This window comes from Shewanella marina JCM 15074 (assembly GCF_000614975.1).
Lineage (GTDB): Bacteria > Pseudomonadota > Gammaproteobacteria > Enterobacterales > Shewanellaceae > Shewanella > Shewanella marina.
In genome coordinates this window covers 32,486-54,784 of record NZ_BALM01000028.1, presented here as the reverse complement: position 1 = coordinate 54,784, position 22,299 = coordinate 32,486, and the positions used below count along the sequence as shown (strand labels likewise).

The 22,299-nt window shown below is 39.4% G+C and carries 16 protein-coding genes and 2 pseudogenes; 14 read left to right on the top strand and 4 right to left on the bottom strand.

Annotated elements, in window-relative coordinates; genetic code table 11:
- Positions 1-83 precede the first annotated feature (83 nt).
- A complete protein-coding gene (locus tag JCM15074_RS16785) occupies positions 84-1,058 on the top strand; it encodes a transposase (protein WP_025822655.1) in 975 nt (324 codons plus the stop codon).
- A 321-nt stretch (positions 1,059-1,379) separates the two neighbouring features.
- Positions 1,380-1,574: pseudogene (locus JCM15074_RS25045) on the top strand (transposase); the annotation flags it as partial.
- A gap of 693 nt (positions 1,575-2,267) precedes the next feature.
- Here JCM15074_RS25045 and JCM15074_RS16780 read toward each other — a convergent pair.
- Entirely contained in the window at positions 2,268-2,732 is a 465-nt protein-coding gene (locus JCM15074_RS16780; protein ID WP_025822653.1) for a hypothetical protein, read from the bottom strand.
- A 315-nt stretch (positions 2,733-3,047) separates the two neighbouring features.
- Between JCM15074_RS16780 and JCM15074_RS24245 the strand changes: the two genes are divergently transcribed.
- From JCM15074_RS24245 to JCM15074_RS16770, 3 genes are all read left to right on the top strand, one after another.
- Positions 3,048-3,818: a hypothetical protein gene (locus tag JCM15074_RS24245; protein WP_148300833.1), complete on the top strand. Its 771-nt coding sequence runs from the start codon at positions 3,048-3,050 to the stop codon at positions 3,816-3,818.
- A gap of 113 nt (positions 3,819-3,931) precedes the next feature.
- The gene (locus JCM15074_RS24240) at positions 3,932-4,696 is read left to right on the top strand and encodes a hypothetical protein (protein WP_148300832.1); all 765 of its coding nucleotides are present in this window, start codon (positions 3,932-3,934) and stop codon (positions 4,694-4,696) included.
- Between the two features lie 65 nt (positions 4,697-4,761).
- Positions 4,762-6,747, top strand: coding sequence for a hypothetical protein (locus JCM15074_RS16770; RefSeq protein WP_148300831.1), 1,986 nt, complete (start codon positions 4,762-4,764; stop codon positions 6,745-6,747).
- 55 nt (positions 6,748-6,802) lie between these two features.
- Here JCM15074_RS16770 and JCM15074_RS16765 read toward each other — a convergent pair whose 3' ends face one another.
- Entirely contained in the window at positions 6,803-7,033 is a 231-nt protein-coding gene (locus JCM15074_RS16765) for a hypothetical protein (protein WP_025822649.1), read from the bottom strand.
- Between the two features lie 690 nt (positions 7,034-7,723).
- Between JCM15074_RS16765 and JCM15074_RS16760 the strand changes: the two genes are divergently transcribed.
- Positions 7,724-9,544, top strand: coding sequence for a S8 family serine peptidase (locus JCM15074_RS16760; protein ID WP_025822647.1), 1,821 nt, complete (start codon positions 7,724-7,726; stop codon positions 9,542-9,544).
- Positions 9,545-9,676: 132 nt separating this feature from the next.
- Here the strand turns inward: JCM15074_RS16760 and pyk are convergent, their stop codons facing one another.
- Complete coding sequence (gene pyk / locus JCM15074_RS16755) at positions 9,677-11,116, bottom strand: pyruvate kinase (protein ID WP_025822645.1); 1,440 nt, start codon at positions 11,114-11,116, stop codon at positions 9,677-9,679.
- 220 nt (positions 11,117-11,336) lie between these two features.
- Positions 11,337-12,191 carry a MurR/RpiR family transcriptional regulator gene (locus JCM15074_RS16750; RefSeq protein WP_025822643.1) on the bottom strand — a complete coding sequence of 285 codons (855 nt, stop codon included), beginning with the start codon at positions 12,189-12,191 and terminating at the stop codon, positions 11,337-11,339.
- A 311-nt stretch (positions 12,192-12,502) separates the two neighbouring features.
- Between JCM15074_RS16750 and zwf the strand changes: the two genes are divergently transcribed.
- From zwf to JCM15074_RS22735, 8 genes and pseudogenes are all read left to right on the top strand, one after another.
- The gene (zwf, locus tag JCM15074_RS16745; protein ID WP_025822641.1) at positions 12,503-13,975 is read left to right on the top strand and encodes a glucose-6-phosphate dehydrogenase; all 1,473 of its coding nucleotides are present in this window, start codon (positions 12,503-12,505) and stop codon (positions 13,973-13,975) included.
- Between the two features lie 9 nt (positions 13,976-13,984).
- Positions 13,985-14,689, top strand: a complete 705-nt coding sequence (gene pgl, locus JCM15074_RS16740) for a 6-phosphogluconolactonase (protein ID WP_025822639.1) — start codon at positions 13,985-13,987, stop codon at positions 14,687-14,689.
- A gap of 14 nt (positions 14,690-14,703) precedes the next feature.
- Positions 14,704-16,536: a phosphogluconate dehydratase gene (gene edd / locus JCM15074_RS16735; RefSeq protein ID WP_025822637.1), complete on the top strand. Its 1,833-nt coding sequence runs from the start codon at positions 14,704-14,706 to the stop codon at positions 16,534-16,536.
- A gap of 10 nt (positions 16,537-16,546) precedes the next feature.
- Positions 16,547-17,188 carry a bifunctional 4-hydroxy-2-oxoglutarate aldolase/2-dehydro-3-deoxy-phosphogluconate aldolase gene (locus JCM15074_RS16730; protein WP_025822635.1) on the top strand — a complete coding sequence of 214 codons (642 nt, stop codon included), beginning with the start codon at positions 16,547-16,549 and terminating at the stop codon, positions 17,186-17,188.
- 220 nt (positions 17,189-17,408) lie between these two features.
- A complete protein-coding gene (locus JCM15074_RS16725; RefSeq protein ID WP_025822633.1) occupies positions 17,409-18,602 on the top strand; it encodes an amino acid aminotransferase in 1,194 nt (397 codons plus the stop codon).
- A 131-nt stretch (positions 18,603-18,733) separates the two neighbouring features.
- The gene (locus JCM15074_RS16720; RefSeq protein ID WP_025822631.1) at positions 18,734-19,603 is read left to right on the top strand and encodes a Tim44 domain-containing protein; all 870 of its coding nucleotides are present in this window, start codon (positions 18,734-18,736) and stop codon (positions 19,601-19,603) included.
- Between the two features lie 205 nt (positions 19,604-19,808).
- Positions 19,809-20,936, top strand: coding sequence for a hypothetical protein (locus JCM15074_RS16715; RefSeq protein ID WP_148300830.1), 1,128 nt, complete (start codon positions 19,809-19,811; stop codon positions 20,934-20,936).
- Between the two features lie 26 nt (positions 20,937-20,962).
- Positions 20,963-22,266: pseudogene (locus JCM15074_RS22735) on the top strand (amidohydrolase).
- Positions 22,267-22,299: the final 33 nt, after the last annotated feature.

Genomic DNA, 22,299 nt, shown 5'->3' with positions numbered 1-22,299 from the left:
AGGATCATTTAAGCCACCCATAATAGTGGTGATATTTTGAGCTTGGACTAGACTTAGTAAATTGAGATTTTGGGAGGCATGTTATGGCGATACCAAGAGAGCGGTTAGTGAGTCTAGAAGATACGTCTTATTATCACTGTGTGAGTCGTTGTGTTCGTAAGGCTTATTTGTGCGGTGTTGATAGTTATACGGGACAGTCTTATGAACATAGACGGGATTGGATAGAAGAACGATTATTACGGCTTGCTCAGGTGTTTAGCATCGATATTTGTGCTTATGCTGTGATGAGTAACCATCTGCATGTGGTGTTAAAGGTTGATGTTGAGCGAGCGCAATCTTGGTCTGATGAAGAAGTGATAGTGCAGTGGCAAAGACTGTTTAAAGGTACCTTGTTGACTCAGAAGTTATTAAAAGGTGACAATATTGAAACTTATGAACTTGAAACCTTAAATAAAACTATTACTGAATATCGTAAACGGCTAATTGATATCAGTTGGTTTATGCGCAGTCTTAATGAGCCTATTGCTCGCAAAGCTAATAAAGAAGATAAATGCACAGGTAGATTTTGGGAGGGGCGGTTTAAATCACAAGCCTTACTTGATGAAGCTGCTGTACTTGCGTGTATGGCTTATGTCGATTTGAATCCAATTCGAGCGCAGATTGCTAAAACACCAGAAGCTTCAGATTACACTAGTGTCAAACGCCGCATCAAAGCCGCCATGAAAGGTGAGCAACCATCAGAATTATTACCCTTTATTGGTAACGAACATGCCAATATGCACAATGGTTTAATGTTTTCGGTGCAAGACTACTTACAATTGGTCGATGACACGGGCAGACAACTGCGTGATGGTAAGCTTGGGGCTATTGCAGCAAGCACCCTTGCTATTCTTTCAAGGCTCAATATTCCGTTAGAAAATTGGCTTAAAATCACTTCTGAATTCCATGAATTATTTAAAGGCGCAGTAGGTACCCTACAAGAGTTGACTCAGTATTGTGAACATCTAGAAAAACGACGACGGCATGGCGCGCAAATGTGCCAGCAGATGTTAGGGTAATTCTTAAGTAACACTCGAAATTATATTCAAAATGTATCGGATTAATTATTCGAGCATTTGTGTGGGGGAATTATGGGATGATTAGGCTTTAACATTCGATGAATATGTAATACTCCCAAAAACAACCAATATCGAAGTAAATTTCTGCATACTTGAGTTATTAATTCTATATATGAGTAAGGCAGATTGTATGGGGAATTAAAATGGGTGGCATAAATAAACTTAATATATGAGTAAGGCAGATTGTATGGGGAATTAAAATGGGTGGCATAAATAAACTTATTGTATGGGGAATTAAAATGGGTGGCATAAATAAACTGTGCAATTGCTACAAGTACCCTTGATATTCTTTCAAGGCTTAATATTCCGCTAGAAAATTGGCTTAAAATTACGTCAGAATTTCATGAATTATTTAAAGGTGCTGTAGGTACGCTACAAGAGCTGACTCAGTATTGTGAACATCTAGAAAAACGACGACGGCATGGTGCGCAAATGTGCCAGCAGATGTTAGGGTAATTCTTAAGTAACACTCGAAATTATATTCAAAATGTATCGGATTAATTATTCGAGCATTTGTGTGGGGGAATTATGGGATGATTAGGCTTTAACATTCGATGAATATGTAATACTCCTAAAATCAACCAATATCGAAGTAAATTTCTGCATATTTGAGTTATTAATTCTATATATGGGTAAGGCAGATTGTATGGGGAATTAAAATGGGTGGCATAAATAAACTTAGTGGGGAATTAAAATGGGTGGCATAAATAAATTTGTGGGGAATTAAAATGGGTGGCATAAATAAATTTTGGGAATTAAAATGGGTGGCATAAATAAACTTTTCTTAAATAAATTGTAAATAAACTCTTTGTAAAAAACTAAGCGTGTGTGGTTATCGCGCCGAGTTCGTGTTACGTAAGAAAGCGCTCAAGTCGGATTTTTAATGTTTGGTATTTTTGTTACTTCTGCTTTAGTGTTTATGATCTAATAGTCTAGGTGAGGAGTTACTAGCTTATTAATTAATGTTGTATTATCCTTATTTTTAAATATATTTTCATCAAATCTTACATTAAATGTGAGGTAAGCTTTTAATTCGTTTTGTTTTATTATTAGTTTTATGATTTACTCATGTTAAAATGTGCAGAATATTAAACTCGCTCTGCACATTTTTGCATAGTGTTTAAATAAATTTACCACTGCTGTAATAATTCATTCTTGATACGGGTCACATATATAACAAGCTAAGCTGATACCGAGTTTGCCTGAGTAATCGATATGATGATTAGGTCCTTTAAATTCATATGGGGCTTCAAATTGACTAAATATTCGCATTTCAGGTTGTATGGTGTTATCAAATTTAAGCATGTTTCTTTTTAATGCTCTACACATTTTATTGCCCAGTTGGAATGCAAGTTGCCAATCGTCAAATTGACCACAGTCCATTTTTGGTTGGATTATGCCATTATTATTAGTCTCACAAGTATCATTGCCTTCACTTCTTAAATATTTAAATGTACCTGCGGTGAGATTTATTTTCCCTAATAAAACACTTTGTTGATTTGAGCATGCATTAGCACGTTCAAGTTTTAATTGCTGAATAACTTTATCACTGTGGGCATCTACATGTGTACTCATGAATATACCAAAGCTTAATAATAATAGTGAATATTTCATAACAATAAATCCTTTTCTGTTTAGCCATATTTATTTGATAGAGATATTTTGTCTGCTATTGCCTGAATTAGCACGTGTTGAAGCGGGTAATTAGGGTAAAAGTGGGTAGATTTTTATTGTAATATATTGATAAGTATTGGTTATTGTATAAATGATGATTTAATTTAATTAGCATCCATAACAGCAACTATGTTTGCCCATAACTTTACCTGCACAGATCCCACTTGTCCCGCTTAATCGCTTTATTTTTATCAAGCTATCGGTAATAACTTGAGCTGAGTTCTTTTTTATCACACTCATTAATAAGAGGGATATATGATGATATTCAATTATGAATCAAGAAAGTTTCAACCTAAAAAATTGATAGCGGCATTATCAGTAGCCAGTTTATGTTTTATTTATAGTCAGGCTGTTGATGCAAATGTATCGACATTAAATAGTGATGAAGTTAAATATGGAGAAATGGCTCCATCTAAAGTCAGTGAGTCTACGTGGCAAATTATAAATAATTGGTCAACAGATAAGATTTCACTACTTGAATATGCTTTTGAAGAAAATAATCCATTAGTTGATGAATATGTTGAGGTGATTACACGTAAATTGAGTGGTCGAAAATTATTAAGGCAATTTAAAGCAATTGATAAACAAGTATTAGCATTTTGGAAAGATGCATATCGAGATAAAAAACCAAAACAAAGTTATTATTTAATTCGCTATATGTTGTGGTTTAAACCAGATGTATTTAATCAGTGGTTACAACAGCAGCAACAACCGAGTTTAACTGAATTTGTAAAACATAAGTTTCCTAATGATTATCAAATATGGCTCGAACAATTTGCGGCGCCTAAAACTCAAGGGTTATCACTGCTTAATTTTGACCCTGATATGGATGAACAAAATCATAGAGAGATCATGAGCATTTTATCAAAGCGCCCGTTAGGTGGTGAAAAAAGTGTTTGTAGTTGCCAGATGATTTTACCTAGTACGACATCGGGTACAGTTGTGACTAATTATCCTGCAACGCCTTGGTCATCGACTTATACCGATAATGATAATAGCGGCATGAAAAACATGGGATCAGTTTAACTAAGACTGCATATGGCGCTTTTCATTCTGGTGATGGTGAGCGTTGGTCAAAGCATAAGGTCATCAGTTTTGATGATACCAGTGGCCATAATTCAACCGAGTTTTATGCGCATATGTTATGTGTAAAACCTTCTGGTCAAGCTTGTGATAATTTAAGTAATACCTGTAGTGGTAACCTAGAGGTGAGAGGGACGTATGCTTCTAACTATCATGTAAAAGGTACCGCAACCCAATTATGGAGTAAGGCAACTAATTCACACTCATCTGACGGTGCCAAATTTGCAGTAGATTTACCGGGGCCAGCGCCTGAAATTATTCTATTTAATAAAGCTGCTGGTGCAGTCATGAAATACCAAACAGGTTGGGACTTAAACGCCGTCATGGGCACGCTAACCGCTGCATTGGGAATTACTTCAGCAATTATTAATGAAGATGTCGGTTCGTTATTAGAAGCAGATTTATATAACGATCTTATTTCTAATCTTGCTGGTGTTATTACCCGTGAAGGTAACGAAGCCATTGTTAATTTAACCATGAAGGCACGTTTTGATTCTGCCGATGTCAGCCCATTCGGATTACAACCTAACGAGGTTTACCACTTTGCTTTAGATTCAAAAGCGAGAGTCAAAGCAAGAGGTTATGGTGGATACTCTGATAGTCACTTTGAATATGGCAGTTCTGGTGCTGTGATGTATGCCGCCAATAACTTTAGTTGTTCAGCTGATGTTAATCCCCCAGCACCTACTGGCTTGTGGTTCTATGCCAATCAATCTGGCCCATTAGATCTTTATTCACTGCAAGCGGACGTTGAAAACTGGTTATCAATTCACCTAGCGATGCCTGTAAATGCCTCAGCACAACAAGGTGTTATTCATTAATCACAATGGCACTGCATGCGTGTGGTGCCTCAATCTCTTACGATGAATATTGTGAGGTAATTAACATGAAATATTTAACCTATGTAACTGTTTTTCTGCTGGCAGTTATATGTTCTAGCCAGCTTAATGCTAAACAAACTAATTATGATGTCACCATTTTGCCATTATTATTTTATGCTGAGCCACAGGGTTATGTGGCAAATAGCCCATGGTTTGAACTTAACTATCAAAGACAGCAAGTCAATCTCTCTACCTGCGCGACGTTAGCTTGCAAGCAAGCCATAGTATTTGAGCATTTTAAGCAACCTGAACCTAGTGAGCCTGCTCGTCAGCAATTACTGATTGGTCAACCTGGGCATTTAAAAGCGGCGCAAACTTTTTCGACATTAAGCTTGGGCCGACATTTAGAAAGTCAATTAGTGATGAGTGGTAATCAACGCCGAGTACTGTTTTCTTTATCACTGTCACAGCGACTTAAACAAATCAGCTTTACATTTAATGATCAAATGCACAGTCAAGTAATTGAGAATGGGCAGACGTTATTGCGTAGCATTAGGGGCTGTAAGTCACCTTGTTCTTACCGTTGGCAGGCATTTAGCATTGATCGAGAGGGACAATATCGCAGGGCCAATTTTAGTCAAGATGAGGCAGGAACATGGCTGGTTACTGCAGATGATGATGCGGTAAAACTCGAGTTGACCAGCTTAATTGGAGAATATAAGCAAAGTAAATTGGTTGATATTAACGATAACCAAGCACGTTATGTGCAGCGTTTGACGGGTAGCAGCGATCAAGTTGATATTATTAATGATAATCATCAACAACGTTTACAGTTAACAAAAACTAAAGTGCTCACTTTCGTTGATGAATTAATGTTGGTTAATTATAAAAAGCAGCTAATGTTGATTGACGATACCGGTAATATTATTGTTAAAAATCGAAAATTTAACGCCTGTTCAAAACGCCATATTGCCAGTCGATATATCAGAAATCGACTCTATATTGTTTGCGCAATTGATAAAGGACCTTTGGTTAGAGCGAGTCGAGTACCCATTTTAGTACAGTATCCGACTGAACATTTAAGCAGTATGCAAGATTTGTATATCTTTGAGTTAACGCCGAGCTTTGACGTTATCGCGGCAACTAAATTTGACTTCCCTAGTGCGCAGATTAATCAATTGTGGATTAAACCTTGGCGTTGGGGCATAAGGGTTGGCACGGGAGAAGCGAATCGTGCAACGGTATATCATTCATATCAAATGAACCAGTCGGCAACGAATGTTGCTACTTGTCCAAATATTGATGATGGTTACGGTTATGGATTACTTTGCTGGAAGGCACTAAATAACCCAACGTTGACATACACGCCAAGTGCTGCAGCGGCCAATATTCCTACTTCTGTGGTGGATAATACGACGCCTAATTTAATGAATCAGTTAGAAGATAATCTTTATGGCAATATCTTCACTGATGCAGGTGTTGCCGTTGATCCTAACGGGGTATGGACGCATCCTAATAATGCGGCAAGCAGTAAGCAGCATTTAGCGTTAGCAACAGCAATGTATCATTATCGCTGGGGATCTCCTGTTGCGGCCAATATCATTTACCCAATAGGGAGTGCGAGTAAACCTGTAATGTTTAGAGAGGTAAAATATGCTGCGGCTAATACGTCAAATTTACCTCACAATGTCTGTAATGAGTTTTCTGCAAGCTCCAGTTATCCAGAATATCAAGCTGCCGATGCGTGTATGGTGCAAGCTGACTTTGGTTTATTCAGTGTTGACAGTTTAGTGTTTGATCGATGGGTAAGTGGTACCTATACACCAAGCGCAACGGTTAGCGGTAGTGATCTTTACTGGTTTCCTTGGTATACCAATTATGTGGGCGATCCACCTGTAACTGAGGTATTTGCAGCAGAGGCCGTTAATGAAATGAGTGCTCGCTTGATGCCGAATGCCGCACAAACTGGGCGATTAACACAAGATACTTACGTTAATGGCATTAGAGTTAGTCAGGCCGTTGTTGCTGGATTTTATCTGATGGACTATTGATTGGAAGTATTAGATTAGAGATAAGGCGAGTCGCCTTATCTCTTTTGTGGGGCCGTTATAGATCAACTTCAAGCTGAATATCGGTACAGCCTTTTTTGCACTTAATACCATGTTGATTATCAAGCTGGTTTTTATTGGCTGGCAATGTAAGCTGTAGTGGTTGTTTGCACTGTTCACACGCTACAGTTTGCCCCTTAAACAGCCGTTTGATTAAGTTTTTTTGATCATTAAATGATTTGGCTGTGCTTTTGTTTAATGTCGAAAAATCAATTTTGTTGGTTGTCATTGAATCGTACTAATGAGGATGATGGCGATAGTATATTTTTATTATAGGTAAATAGCCATATCCAAACGTTATCAACTGATTTTGAGCAATAAGAAACAATATATTATTGATAAATTATGATTTTGTTATATAGCGTGATTTATACAGAATATATTATCAGCATGCAGGATATTAAATATTATAAAGCTAAGTGTAAATAAAATATAAAGTGATTCTAAATAAATTATATTTATCAACTTAAATAAAAGTTATTTCTCAATTTTATTGTATATGATGATTTGTTAAACATAGTGATGAATAAACTAAGGTTGAGCAATTATAAATGATTAATGGTTTATAACACTTTTAAGATGCCGGATGTAACGCTTTTTCGGCGTTACATCTTTGTCAATAGTAATTTTAGATACTAAACTATAGTAGTTTAGGGTTATCTTTGTTGTGTGGTCATGTTTATTTGTTTTTTCGTAAAGTTTTGAATTTAATAAATAACTTTGTGTGTAAAAGTTTGTTATCTTGCTTTTCGGAACAATATCTTTACATTTGTATAGTATGGAAAGTAAATCCATTATTGCTATGAAAAAATAACCTTGCTAGGTTGATTTTTGTTAAATATTTATTTGTTATTTATCTATGTAGTAATTTTTAAAATGTGAGTTGTACTTGAATTAAAAAATATATATGGAGTGGAACATGAAATTAACAAAAATAGCTAGTGCGGTAATGACTTTATCTATATGTACATCATTTGCAGTATCTGCTGATGATGATAGATATATTATTCAAGTTGATAATAATAAAAAAGGTGTAGTAAAAGCACTAGCCAAAAAAATCGGTGGTGAGTTGAAGGTTGATGGAAATGGCTTTATTGCTGCAAAATTTTCAGGGAAAGATCTTAGTCAAGTCAAAGGTCTACTGAATAACCCCCATATTAAACTTGTTGAAGTCGATCAGCGACGACATTTAATGTCTTTGTATAATGATGATGTAGGTAACCCTATGACGGAACAAGTGACTCCTTATGCCGTTTACCAGTCTAAAGCTAATCAAGTCAACTTCAATACCGCTGCCGGTATGAAAATTTGTGTTATCGACTCAGGTTTAGACTCAAGCAATAACGATTTTGTTTGGGCTAATATTACTGGCGATAATGATTCAGGTACTGGAAATTGGAATGAGCATGGTGGGCCGCATGGTACTCATGTTGCTGGAACGATTGCCGCTGCTGATAATGGTTTCGGAGTTATAGGTATGGCTCCTGGTGCCGACCTTCATATTATTAAAGTATTTAATGCAAGTGGTTGGGGCTATTCATCTGATCTAGCTCATGCAGCTAATTTATGTAGTGATGCTGGTGCCAATATCATCAGCATGAGTCTTGGTGGTGGTGGTTCTAACTCAACAGAATCAAATGCATTCCAATCTTTTGTTGATGCTGGTGGTTTAGTCGTCGCTGCTGCGGGTAATGATGGCAATAGTGTTCGCTCATATCCTGCAGGCTATCCTTCAGTGATGATGATTGGTGCTAACGATGCCGATAATAATATTGCTAACTTTTCACAATTCCCAAGTTGTAAGACTGGGCGAGGTAAAAAAGTTAAAACTGATGAGCATATTTGTGTTGAGGTCACTGCTGGGGGTGTTGATACCTTATCAACTTATCCTGCAGGTTTAGCAACGTCTGCAAGTTTATCTGCTGATAATGTAAGTTACGCAAGTTCCGCAATGGAAAATACGGGCAACGTATCGAGCACAACGTATTATATGGGAACTGCAGAGTCTGTTGATGGCGCTGCTAACGGCAATATATGTGTCATCGATCGTGGTAATATCTCTTTCCACGATAAAGTAGCAAATTGTGAGAATTCAGGTGGGGTTGGTGCAATCATCATTAACAATGAAGCCGGTATGCTCTATGCAACTTTGGGCGATACAAACTCTACTTCTATTCCTGCTGTAGGTGCAGCGCTAGAAGACCGTAATTCATTATTGGGTGCATCTTCTGCATCATTAAGTATTGGCGGTTCTGATTATGGCTTTATGAGCGGAACCTCAATGGCAACGCCAGCTGTTTCAGGACTTGCTGCGTTAGTATGGTCGAATCATAATGATTGTACTGGTACTGAAATTAGGGATGCATTAAAGGCAACTGCGATGGATAGCGGTGCTGCGGGTAAAGACGTTTATTTTGGTTACGGTATTGTAGATGCTGCGGCAGCTAATGAATATCTTAATACACAAGGTTGTGCCGGTGGTGGAACTGGCGGTGGTGGTGATTTTGCGTTATCTGCGAATGGGTATAAGCGCAAAGGTACTAAATATGTTGATTTAAGTGTTAGTGGTGCATCTGCTAATTCTGTCGATTATTATCGTAACGGCACTAAAATAGCGACTGTTGCAGCATCAACAACGTATACAGATAATATTAATTCAAAGGGCGGTGGTACTTATATCTATAAAGCTTGTGATGCAGGGACATCAACTTGTACTGCTGAACAAACAGTATATTTTTAAGATGTATACCTCTAAAGCGCGACTCTAACGAGTGTCGATTTTAATATTTCTAACTCTTAGTGAGTGTATGTTATAAAAAAACCAGCATATTAATATGCTGGTTTTTATTTTACTGAGATCTAAATTGAGTTGCTATGCAACCACAAGGATCTTACAAGTATTTGTACCACCAACGGTTTCCATTACGTCACCTTTGGTCATTAGTACCATATCGCCAGTTTTTAAATAACCTGCATTTTTAACTGCAACTAATGCTTGTTGTGCTACTGCATCAGCGGCAAAGCTAGTTGAGTCAAAGTATACCGGTTGTACACCGCGATAAAGTGCCATTTTTGCCAGTGTAGTTTGATGACGAGATAGCGCTAAAATAGGGAGCTTAGAGCTAATACGAGACATCATTAATGGTGTGCTGCCTGATTCTGTTAATGCGATAATCGCTTTAACACCTTCTAGGTGGTTAGCTGCATACATAGTTGATAGCGCGATGGTTTCTTCTACAGAAGTAAAGCGCTCATCTAGACGATGCTTAGACACTTGTACGCTTGGGTGTGCTTCTGCGCCCACACATACATTTGCCATTGCTAATACGGTTTCTTCAGGGAAGTCACCTGCTGCCGTTTCTGCTGAAAGCATAACTGCGTCTGTACCATCAAGTACTGCGTTAGCTACGTCCATCACTTCAGCACGAGTGGGCATCGGGCTTGAAATCATTGATTCCATCATTTGTGTTGCAGTAATAACGATTTTGTTTAGCTGGCGTGAGCGGCTAATCAATTTCTTTTGTACTGCAACTAACGCGGCATCACCAATTTCAACACCTAGGTCACCACGAGCAACCATAACTGCATCAGATGCGATAATCACATCATCCATCGCTTCGTCTGATACTACAGCTTCGGCACGTTCTACTTTAGCGACGATAAGTGCATCACTACCTGCTTGTTTAGCAAGAGAGCGAGCGTAGTTTAGGTCAGCACCACTACGTGGAAATGAAACTGCAAGGTAATCAACCTGAATTTGCGCCGCTGTTAGAATGTCAGCTTTATCTTTTTCAGTTAACGCTGCCGCTGATAATCCACCGCCTTTCTTGTTGATACCTTTATTATTTGATAGAGGACCAGCAACAGTGACCTTGGTATGTACTTTACGACCTACCACATCAACAACTTCAAGCTGAACGCGGCCGTCATCAAGCATTAAGATGTCACCGATGTTTACATCATCAGGCAGTTCTTTATAGTCGATACCAACTTGGTGTTCATCACCCATGCCTTTTTCAAGTTCAGCATCAAGTGTGAAGGCCTGACCAATATCAAGCTGCACTTTTTTGTTATCTTTGAAAGTTGAAACACGGATTTTTGGACCTTGTAGGTCACCTAGAATAGCAACATGAGTGCCGAGGGATTTTGCAATTTCTCTAGCTTGAGTAGCACGGGCTAAATGATCTTCAGGGGCGCCATGAGAGAAGTTTAAGCGAACAACATTTGCACCTGCTTTGATAATTTTGCGTAAATTATCGTCGCGATCAGTAGCAGGGCCAAGGGTTGTAACGATTTTAGTTCTGCGGAACATATGATACTCCGTTAAGTTTGAAAAAATCTTACTTGAAAAATGCTTATCTAAGGCAACAATACCTCTATATGTAGGAAACTTACAAACAAAATATTTTATTAAAATATCTAAATTTGTGAACTATCACCTTGTTTTAAAAAAAACCGCAGAGCTTATTAGTCACTGCGGTATTTAACGATGCCAATATCTTAAACTAGAACAGGCTATTTATTGTGGTCAATTATAATCCGAGATCTTTATTTATGCGTGATTCTTTTAGTACTTCTTTGACGCGTTGTAAACTATCACGGAAACGAGGGCCTCGGCGTAGTGTAAAGCCCGTCGCTAGCACGTCAACAATCACTAATTGTGCTAGGCGTGATGCCATTGGCAGATACATATCGGTATCTTCTGGCACTTCCATTGTGACAGGTAGTGTACATTCATGCGACAGCGGTGAATTACGGGCAGTAATGCCAATCACCGCAGCGCCATTTTCTCTCGCTATACGGGCAATTTCGATTAATGATTTGGTGCGGCCAGTATGTGATACAAGCACGACAACATCGCCTTCGGTACTATTAATACAGCTCATTCGTTGCATTAACACATCGTCAAAACAGATGACTGGGACATTAAAACGGAAGAATTTGTTTTGTGCGTCATGGGCAACAGAGGCTGAGGCACCTAAACCAAAGAATGAGATTTTTTTGGCTTGAGTTAATACATCAACGGCTTTATTGATGGCATTGGTGTCTAAACTTTGGCGAGCTGTATCAAGTGCTGCCATTGATGATTCGAATATTTTGGTCGTGTATGAATCAGGTGTATCATCTTCTTCAACATGACGGCTAACGTAGGGTGTACCGTTTGCAAGGCTCTGAGCTAAATGCAGTTTGAAATCAGGGAAGCCTTTAGTGTCAAGACGACGACAGAAGCGGTTAACCGTTGGTTCACTCACATCGGCCATTTTCGCTAGGGTTGCAATACTTGAATGGATAGCCGTTTGTGGGGAAGCAAGAATCACCTCAGCCACTTTGCGCTCTGACTTGCTAAAATGGGTGAGGTTCTTTTGTACCTTTTCTAAGGTGTTCATATGAGCACATCCGCTTTTTTTCAAAGTGTTGTAATAATTTTTTTATTAAGATCAAAACCGAAACTAGTTTGTACATAACCTAATATAAATTGTAAGTAATATACAAATGTAAATGAAATAAACTAACTAGATTTCAATCTGTAAGTGCAAAAAATCATAGCAGATTTAGCGCTTGGATAGCTAGAGTATCTAGTTATCAATATTTTGAAAATATAGATGCAATTAACAAATTCTGTTGTTATATTACAACAAAGAGTGTAAGTCTCGAATCAATCGGACTTCACTTACAGCCATAAGGAGTGCTTTACGCTATGGGCAGAAAAATATCAGAGGCAAAAGCTTGTGATTTTGTCCTCTTTGGAACAAAAGGTGATTTGGCTCGACGTAAACTATTGCCATCACTATATCAGTTAGACAAAGCTGGTCTCTTAGATAAAGAGACTAAAATAATTGGTGTTGCTAAAGATGATTTTTCACAAATTGATTATCGCGAAATAGTCACAAAGGCATTAAATACCTTTGTAAAAGAACCTCTTTGTGAAGAGACAATGGCGCGCTTTTTAGATCGTTGTCATTATATTGGTACTAATTTTACAGAATCAGCCGGTTACGCTCAGTTCCATGAGTTGCTAAAACCAGAACATCGAGTGATGGTTAATTATTTTGCGACTCCTCCTTCAATTTTCGGCGACATTTGCCGTTGTCTACATGAACAAAACCTCATTCATTCTGATACACGTGTTGTGCTTGAAAAACCGATTGGTTCAGATCTCGAATCTTCTAAAGTAATCAATAACCAAGTATCTGAATATTTCAACGAACGCCAAATCTATCGTATTGACCACTACTTAGGTAAAGAGACAGTACAAAACCTGATTGCATTACGTTTTGCTAACTCATTATTTGCCTCTAAGTGGGACAATCGTACTATCGATCATGTACAGATTACTGTCGCTGAAGAAGTGGGTATTGAAGGTCGTTGGGGCTACTTTGATAAAGCGGGCCAAATGCGCGATATGATCCAAAATCACTTACTGCAAGTATTAACGCTTGTGGCAATGGATCCGCCGGTAAACCTTGATGCAGACAGCATCCGTGATGAAAAGGTGAAGGTGTTAAAATCGCTGCGTCCGATTGATGAAAATAACGTTTATGAAAAAACCGTGCGTGGCCAATATACCGCAGGTTTTTTAAAAGGCAGCCCAGTTCCTGGTTACTTAGAGGAAGAGGGCGCGAATAAACAATCTGCTACTGAAACATTTGTGGCACTGCGTGTTGATATCGATAACTGGCGCTGGGCAGGCGTACCATTCTATTTGAGAAGTGGTAAGCGTATGCCGTTTAAGAGCTCTGAAATTGTGGTTTATTTTAAAAACCCACCTCATAACTTATATCGTTCAAGTTACCGTAACCTACCGCCTAATAAATTGACCATTCGTCTGCAACCGCATGAAGGGGTTGAAATTCAGATGATGAACAAGGTGCCAGGTCTTGATCAAAAAATTCGTCTACAAACCACTAAGCTCGATTTAAGCTTTTCTGATACCTTTAAAACCGATCGTATTGCTGATGCATATGAACGACTATTATTAGAGGCAATGCTAGGTAATCAAGCGCTGTTTGTGCGTCGCGATGAAGTTGAACAAGCTTGGACTTGGGTTGACGGAATTATTCAAGCGTGGGAAGTCAGCAGTGAACCTGCAAAAGGTTATCCTGCAGGAACATGGGGTCCAGTTGCTTCTGTTGCATTGATTACTAAAGATGGTCGTTCTTGGGACGAGTAGGTTGCTAACATGATTAAAGAGTCAGTATTTAAGTCATTTGATTCAGCGCAAAACTTAGCCGAGCAATTAGCTAAGCGTATTGCCGATGAGCTACAAACAGCGATTGATAAACGTGGTAAAGCCTCGTTAGTTGTTTCTGGTGGTTCAACGCCATTACCTTTGTTTGAAGCGTTAAGCAAAATAGCAATTGATTGGTCTGAGGTATACATTACTTTAGCCGACGAGCGTTGGCTTGCGGTAACCGATAAGGATTCAAACGAGCGTTTGGTTCGTGCCCATTTACTTCAACATTTTGCTGCTAATGCAAAGTTCACTGGACTTAAGAACATGTATGCAACAGCTGTTGAAGGTGCCTCAATGACTAGCGAACAGCTAGCGCACATCAAACAACCTTTTGATGTGGTGGTGTTAGGCATGGGGAATGATGGTCATACTTGTTCATGGTTCCCATGTGCAAAGACTGAACAACTACAATCTGCCTTAAATACTGACAAATTGTGTGTGGCCGTTACGCCTACAAGTGCACCTTATGAGCGGATTACTCTATCTAAATCCGCCATTTTAAATGCTCGCCAAATATATTTACATTTAGTGGGGGAATCGAAGTTAACTGTTTATCGTCAAGCTTTAGCTGACATAGATGAACAGGCAATGCCGATCCGGGCTGTATTAAATCAGCATTCCACCCCAGTTGACGTTTACTGGAGCGTCTAAAAAGGAGGCTTTTTATGCACCCGATAGTAAAACAAGTTACAGACAGAATTATTGAACGTAGCCAAGCTTCAAGAGCTGCGTATCTTGCCGCACTTAAAGACGCCAAAAGTCAAGGTGTTCACCGTAGTAGTTTAAGCTGCGGTAACTTAGCGCACGGTTTTGCTGCGTGTAATCCTGATGATAAGAATGCATTACGCCAGTTAAACAAAGCTAACATTGGTATTATCACCGCTTATAACGACATGTTATCTGCGCATCAACCTTATGCTGAATATCCAGATATTATTAAACGTGCTTGTCATGAAATCGGCAGTGTTGCTCAAGTCGCTGGCGGTGTTCCAGCGATGTGTGATGGTGTGACTCAAGGTCAGCCGGGTATGGAGCTGAGTCTATTAAGCCGTGAAGTGATTGCGATGGCAACAGCCGTCGGCTTGTCACACAATATGTTTGATGGCGGTTTACTGCTCGGTATTTGTGACAAGATTGTCCCAGGTCTATTGATGGGGGCATTAAGTTTCGGCCACTTGCCAATGTTATTTGTGCCAGCTGGACCAATGAAATCTGGTATTCCGAATAAAGAAAAGGCGCGTATTCGTCAACTCTTTGCACAAGGTGAAATTGACCGTAGTGCGCTGTTAGAAGCGGAATCTCAGTCATATCACAGTGCTGGTACTTGTACTTTTTATGGTACTGCAAACAGTAACCAGTTAATGTTAGAGATGATGGGACTGCAGTTACCGGGTTCTTCATTTGTTAACCCTGATCAACCTTTACGTCTTGCCCTTACTGAAATGGCGGCTAAACAAGTTTGTCGTTTAACTGAGAATAGCGGTCAATACACGCCAATTGGTGAAGTTGTTTGTGAAAAATCAATCGTGAATGGCATTGTTGCATTATTGGCAACCGGTGGTTCAACTAACTTGACTATGCATATTGTTGCAGCAGCACGTGCTGCTGGCATTATTGTTAATTGGGATGATTTTTCTGAGCTTTCTGATGCAGTGCCATTAATTGCGCGAGTTTATCCTAATGGCCATGCTGATATTAACCATTTCCATGCTGCTGGTGGTATGGCATACCTGATCAAAGAATTGCTTGACGCAGGCCTTGTGCATGAAGATGTTTATACAGTCGCAGGTTTCGGTTTAACCCGTTATACCAAAGAGCCTCGCTTAATAGATGGTGAACTTACATGGGTAGAAGGACCAAGTGTTAGCTTAGATCCTGAAGTCTTAACCTCAGTGAATGCACCTTTCCAAGCTAATGGTGGTTTAAAATTACTGAAAGGTAATTTAGGTCGCGCAGTGATTAAGGTTTCTGCAGTACAACCTGAACATCGTTTAGTTGAAGCGCCTGCGGTAGTGATTGATGATCAAAACAAACTACAAGCACTATTTGAACAAGGGTTACTTGATAAAGATTGTGTGGTAGTGGTTAAAGGTCAAGGTCCGAAAGCCAATGGTATGCCTGAATTACATAAATTGACGCCAATTTTGGGCATTTTGCAGGATCGCGGCTTTAAAGTTGCATTGTTGACGGATGGTCGTATGTCTGGTGCGTCAGGTAAAGTACCTGCTGCTATTCATTTAACACCAGAAGCATTAGATGGCGGCATGATTGCTAAAATTAATGATGGTGATGTGATTCGAGTTGATGCCAATACAGGCGAACTGACCATACTATTGAGTCAAGCAGAGCTTGATGCTCGTGAAGCGTTAACTGTTGATTTAAGTCATTCACGCGTTGGCATGGGGCGCGAATTGTTTAGTGCACTGCGTGCTAATTTGTCTAGCCCTGAAACAGGTGCAAGAGCAACCAGTGCCATTGATGAACAAATGAATTATTAAGGAAACGCAAATGTCAGCTAATTCTTGGAACATTCAACCAGAGCAAGTTTTTGCACAAAGTCCAATTGTGCCTGTGATGGTGATTAATCATATTGATCAAGCAGTACCACTTGCTAAGGCATTAGTTGCTGGTGGCATTTCTGTTTTAGAAGTGACGTTACGTACTGAATGTGCTTTAGCTGCAATTAGTAAGATTGCAGAAGAAGTACCTGAGGCGATTGTTGGTGCGGGTACTATCTTAAATGTTGCACAACTAAAGCAAGCTACCGATGCAGGCGCACAATTTGTCATTACTCCGGGGGCAACCCCTGAGTTATTAAAAGCGGCCAAAGCGGGTAGCGTCCCTTTAATTCCTGGTGTGGCAAGTATTTCAGAGATTATGCAAGGGCTTGAGTTAGGTTATACTCATTTTAAATTCTTCCCTGCTGAAGCTTCTGGTGGCGTTGGCGCATTAAAAGCATTTGCAGGTCCGCTTGCAAATGTACGTTTCTGTCCAACAGGCGGTATTTCACCAATGACATATCGTAATTATCTCGCATTACCTAATGTTGATTGTATTGGCGGTAGTTGGATAGCACCGCAAGATGCAGTAGATAGTGGTGATTGGGATAGAATTACCCAGTTGTGCCAACAAGCACTTGCCGATATCTAAGATATTGCTAATTTAAATACCGCCAATTGGCGGTATTTTTTTGTGACTAAAATCGCATAATCAATAGATTAAAAATAATTTTTAATGGATAAAATTAGATAAACTATAACGAGTTACAGAATATTTTAAATTATGAACATTAGTACTAGAGCAATCTTAGTACCAATGCTATAACGGCTAAATATTTCCCTACATCAATAAAATAATAGGTACTACTTAAATGATCTTTACCGCCATTTCACAAGCTCCAGCAGATCCTATCTTAGGTTTAACCGATACTTTTAAAGCCGATCCGCGTGCAGATAAAATTAATTTGGGTGTAGGTATTTATAAGGATGAAGCTGGCAATACTCCAGTGCTTCGTTCGGTAAAAGAGGCTGAAGCCATTTTGTTAGAGCATGAAACAACCAAGAATTATCTCGGTATCGAAGGGGTTCAAGCTTATAACGATGCGGTGCAAGTCCTATTATTTGGTGAGCAAAGTGAGATTATTAGCAACAAGCGTGCTAAAACAGCTCAAGCACCAGGTGGCACCGGCTCATTACGTGTTGCCGCTGAATTTGTGATGTGTAATACCGATACGCGTACGATTTGGGTGAGTAACCCGACTTGGGCTAATCACCATAATATTTTTGAAACGGCGGGTCTTACGGTAAAAGAGTATCGCTATTATCGTCCGCAGCAGCATGATCTTGATTTTGATGCCATGTTAACTGATTTAGAAGCCGCGCAAATTGGTGACTTGGTGCTGCTACATGGCTGTTGCCATAATCCAACCGGTATCGATTTAAATGCTCAGCAATGGCAAGCGATTGCTGAGCTTTGTGTCGCAAAACAATTAGTACCGCTATTTGATTTTGCCTATCAAGGTTTTGGTGACGGTGTAGAGGAAGATGCATTAGGTTTACGCACTGTGGCGGCATTGGTACCAGAATTGATTATTGCCAATTCATTTTCTAAGAACTTTGGCTTGTATAATGAGCGTATTGGTGCAGTAACCGTTGTTGCAGCAGCTAATGAACAAGCTGAGCGTGCATTTAGTCAGGTTAAACGTACTATTCGTGCTAATTATTCAAATCCACCAGCTCATGGCGCCATGATTGTTAGTACTATTTTGGCTACGCCAGAGTTAAAGGCTATGTGGTTAGCTGAATTAACCGAAATGCGCGAACGTATTGCTAAGATGCGCGTATTATTCGTTGATACTTTGGCTGCAAACGGTGTTAAACAAGATTTTGATTTTATTCGCCATCAAGCGGGCATGTTCAGTTTTTCAGGCTTAACCAAAGCGCAAGTTGATCTGTTACGTGATGAACATGCCATTTATATTGTCGGCTCAGGTCGGATTAGCGTTGCCGGTATGACGGCGACTAATGTGCCTGTTATTTGCCGTGCAATTGCTCAAATTTTATAAGTAACAGAGTGGGTTAGACGATACAAAAATGTAACCATTTTTGTATATTACACTTGAGTGATTGACTTTTATTTGTTGATCACTCAGGATGCAATCTCAACCTAAGTTGTCAATTTTCATTCAGGATTAACATGAAGAAGTTTTTAACCCTGTTTACTGTCATTCTTGCCTTTACCTTAGTGGCACCGCACGCTGAAGCAAAAAGGTTTGGTGGTGGTAAATCATTTGGTAAAAGTTATAAGACCGCACCCGCACCACGTCAACAACCACAGCAAACTAATAACCTACAAAAACAGCAACCAACTAAAGCTGCACCAGCCAGTAATGCTAAAAAAGGCTTTATGGGTGGTTTGTTAGGTGGTTTATTAGCAGGTGGTATGTTAGCTGCACTATTTGGTAGCGGCGCATTTGAAGGTATTCAGTTTATGGATATCTTACTCATTGCCATTTTAGCATTTATTGGCTTTAAGCTATTTAAGATGTTGCGCCGCCAGAAAGCGACGCCAACAGGTCACCGAGAAGCCTATGCTGGTAATGCTCCACGTCAAGCGTATCAACAACCTGCGCCGCAGCCAATGAACTATCAAGCTCAAAATCAATATAATGGTAGCGTAAGTGATGTACCATTTAACGTACCAGCAGGTTTTGATGTTAATGGTTTTGCAGCTCGTGCCCGTGACCACTATGTTGCGATTCAGAATGCTTGGAACCAAAATGATTTAACTAAGATTGCAGAATATGTTTCACCTGCAATTTTAAATGAATTACAACAAGAACGTCAGCAAGAGCCTGCACAATTACATACTGAAGTATTGTTTGTTAATGCTGAGGTTGTGCGTATTGACCATAGCCCTCGTTTAGGCGAAATCAGTGTTAAGTTCACAGGCCGTTACCGTGACAATGCGAATGAGCCAGAACAAAACATTACTGATATTTGGCATTTAGAACGTGATTTAACCCGTCCTAATTCACCATGGTTGATTGTTGGTATTCAAAACTAACTTATCCAAATCAATTAAAGCCCAAAGTGCTACTTTGGGCTTTTTTTTGTGCAAAAATTGACAAGTCTTATCTGAATATTTCAAAGTGGAGGTACAGCTATTTAATTTAAAGGATACTAATTTGGTTAAACTGATACGGTTTATTAGTATTATTATATTTTCCATCGCATCGTTATTGATATTACTTTTTATCAATGAGCGTTGGTTGAATCTTGATTATGTTGGCCGTATTAATTTAAAACACGCGGTACACTCACATTACCAACAAACCTGCTTACAAGTTCATATTTCAGAAAAAACTGAGCATTTGTGCCAGCAGTATCGGACTTATATTAGTAATTACGTTACTCCCCATGTTGCGATAAATAAACAACTACTAAAGACTAAATTAACGGCACCAAATTGTGCCTATTTAATGGGGGGAGATAGCAATGTTTGTTTTAAAAAGCAGCAGGCTATTTATCAAGCCACGCAAAATGTTTATCAATCGCAAAATAAACAGGGTAATAATCAATACAGTGATGAGCCAATCACTTATCAGTCAGCTCAACGGTCTATTGATGACAATATTCAATCGCCACAGCCCTATCAATTGAGTTATCAAATAATGGGTCTACCGACTGACAAGATGCCATTATTGGACAAAACAATAAGCGCAGAGGTTGATGCAATTGACCAGCTCTATCGACAATATTTACCCATTAAGCAGTTAGCGCCTATAAGATTTAAGATCAAATTATTTGAGCCGCTATCTGAATTTGAACAAGCGGCAAACACAATAAGTCAGCATGGATTAGCGATTAGTGAAAGTTATTATGATCCTGCACAATTAACAATTTACGTGGCACCGCTGAATCATGAGCAAACCTTACAACAAATTAAACACCAATTAATTCATCTCATTAACGCTAGTGCTTTTGCAACAACCCCGGTTTGGCTCAATGAAGGCATGGCACGGCTAATTAGCGGACTTCAGCTATCTGATGATGCCATAGTCATCATGCCATTGCAGTGGCAACAGTTATTTATTGATCAAAAAGTAGATGTTGCTTGGTTAATTCAAGCACAAATTACTGACTGGCAAGTTCTACAAAATCAGCAGCTTAAATTAAAGTCACATGCTTTTGTGCATTTTTTGATGTCTCATCGCGGTGGACAACTTTTGATTAAACGCTTGATGATCCACCTCCAAAAACAACGCTGCTTGGATAACCAAACTATTGATATTGTTAACCAATATCCCGGAGGATTGGCAGAGTTACAAGCTAAATTTAATCGCTGGATTAGGGACGGACAGTACCAAGCTTTAACTACTGATTTAGGTAAAGAATAGGAATAACAATAATTAGGGAGATTACAATGCGCAATAAATATCATGGATTTATGCTGGTGACGTGTTTATTGTTTAGCGTCAATAGCTATGCTAATCCAGTTCAACCAGCGCTTGATAACGCCAATCAAGCCGTCAGTCATAAAGTCATTGAGTGGCGGCGTCATCTTCACCAGTATCCCGAATTAAGTAATCGTGAATTTAAAACGGCAGCTTATATCATCAAACATTTAAAATCATTGGGACTAGAAGTCAAAACTAATATTGCTCATACAGGGATTATCGCAGTGTTAAAAGGAGGACATGCGGGGCCATTAGTGGCATTGCGAGCTGACATGGATGCTCTGCCCGTGACTGAAGATAATGATTTACCTTTTAAGTCCACGGTAAAGGCGCAATATAGAGGTCAACAAGTGGGTGTGATGCATGCCTGTGGGCATGATAATCATGTGGCGATATTAATGGGCGTTGCTGAATCCTTGAGTAAAATAAAAGCACAATTACATGGCGATGTGATGTTTATCTTCCAACCAGCCGAAGAGGGCGCACCAGAAGGTGAAGAAGGCGGGGCTAAACTCATGTTAGCAGAAGGCATTTTTGCTGATAGAAAACCTGATGCGGTATTTGGTTTACATGTAACCTCGTCTATGCCAATGGGAGTTATTGGATATCGCGAAGGACCGTTAATGGCCAGTGAAGACTCGTTCACCATTAAGGTTAATGGTCGCCAAACCCATGGTTCACGGCCTTGGAATGGTGTTGATCCGATAGTGACCGCCGCACAAATTATTATGGCGACACAAACGATAGCTCAAGGCAAGTGAATGTAACTAAAGCGCCATCAGTGATTTCATTTGGTGCCATCAATGGGGGTATTCGCAGTAATATTATCCCAGATCAAGTCGAATTAATTGGTACTATTCGGACCTTTGATCAACAGATGCGTGCAGATATTAAAAAGCGTTTAGTGCATACCGCTAAAACCGTTGCAGATTCAGCGGGTGCGACAGCCGATGTTACGATCAAACATGGTTACCCTGTGACCATTAATGATCTTGAATTAACAGAGCAAATGTTACCAACGTTAGAAAAAGTGGTAGGTAAACAGCGAGTGATACGCACCGACTTGATTACAGGTGCTGAGGATTTTTCATATTACGCACTCGAAACCCCAGGGTTATTTGTCTTTTTAGGGGTAACACCAGTAGATGTTGACGCTAAAACGGCGCCAAGCAACCATTCCCCCCAGTTTTTTGCAGATGAAGCAGCCCTCGATGTGGGGGTTAAATTATTATCACAACTGAGTATAGATTATATGACCGATAATCAATAATGATTATGTATGAGTGATTGCCCGCCGAGCAAT

Bases quoted from the DNA above. Each gene is read 5' to 3' on its own strand.
- JCM15074_RS16785 (WP_025822655.1), top strand. From the start codon at position 84: ATGGCGATACCAAGAGAGCGGTTAGTGAGTCTAGAAGATACGTCTTAT.
- JCM15074_RS16780 (WP_025822653.1), bottom strand. From the start codon at position 2,732: ATGAAATATTCACTATTATTATTAAGCTTTGGTATATTCATGAGTACA.
- JCM15074_RS24245 (WP_148300833.1), top strand. From the start codon at position 3,048: ATGATGATATTCAATTATGAATCAAGAAAGTTTCAACCTAAAAAATTG.
- JCM15074_RS24240 (WP_148300832.1), top strand. From the start codon at position 3,932: ATGTTATGTGTAAAACCTTCTGGTCAAGCTTGTGATAATTTAAGTAAT.
- JCM15074_RS16770 (WP_148300831.1), top strand. From the start codon at position 4,762: ATGAAATATTTAACCTATGTAACTGTTTTTCTGCTGGCAGTTATATGT.
- JCM15074_RS16765 (WP_025822649.1), bottom strand. From the start codon at position 7,033: ATGACAACCAACAAAATTGATTTTTCGACATTAAACAAAAGCACAGCC.
- JCM15074_RS16760 (WP_025822647.1), top strand. From the start codon at position 7,724: ATGAAATTAACAAAAATAGCTAGTGCGGTAATGACTTTATCTATATGT.
- pyk (WP_025822645.1), bottom strand. From the start codon at position 11,116: ATGTTCCGCAGAACTAAAATCGTTACAACCCTTGGCCCTGCTACTGAT.
- JCM15074_RS16750 (WP_025822643.1), bottom strand. From the start codon at position 12,191: ATGAACACCTTAGAAAAGGTACAAAAGAACCTCACCCATTTTAGCAAG.
- zwf (WP_025822641.1), top strand. From the start codon at position 12,503: ATGGGCAGAAAAATATCAGAGGCAAAAGCTTGTGATTTTGTCCTCTTT.
- pgl (WP_025822639.1), top strand. From the start codon at position 13,985: ATGATTAAAGAGTCAGTATTTAAGTCATTTGATTCAGCGCAAAACTTA.
- edd (WP_025822637.1), top strand. From the start codon at position 14,704: ATGCACCCGATAGTAAAACAAGTTACAGACAGAATTATTGAACGTAGC.
- JCM15074_RS16730 (WP_025822635.1), top strand. From the start codon at position 16,547: ATGTCAGCTAATTCTTGGAACATTCAACCAGAGCAAGTTTTTGCACAA.
- JCM15074_RS16725 (WP_025822633.1), top strand. From the start codon at position 17,409: ATGATCTTTACCGCCATTTCACAAGCTCCAGCAGATCCTATCTTAGGT.
- JCM15074_RS16720 (WP_025822631.1), top strand. From the start codon at position 18,734: ATGAAGAAGTTTTTAACCCTGTTTACTGTCATTCTTGCCTTTACCTTA.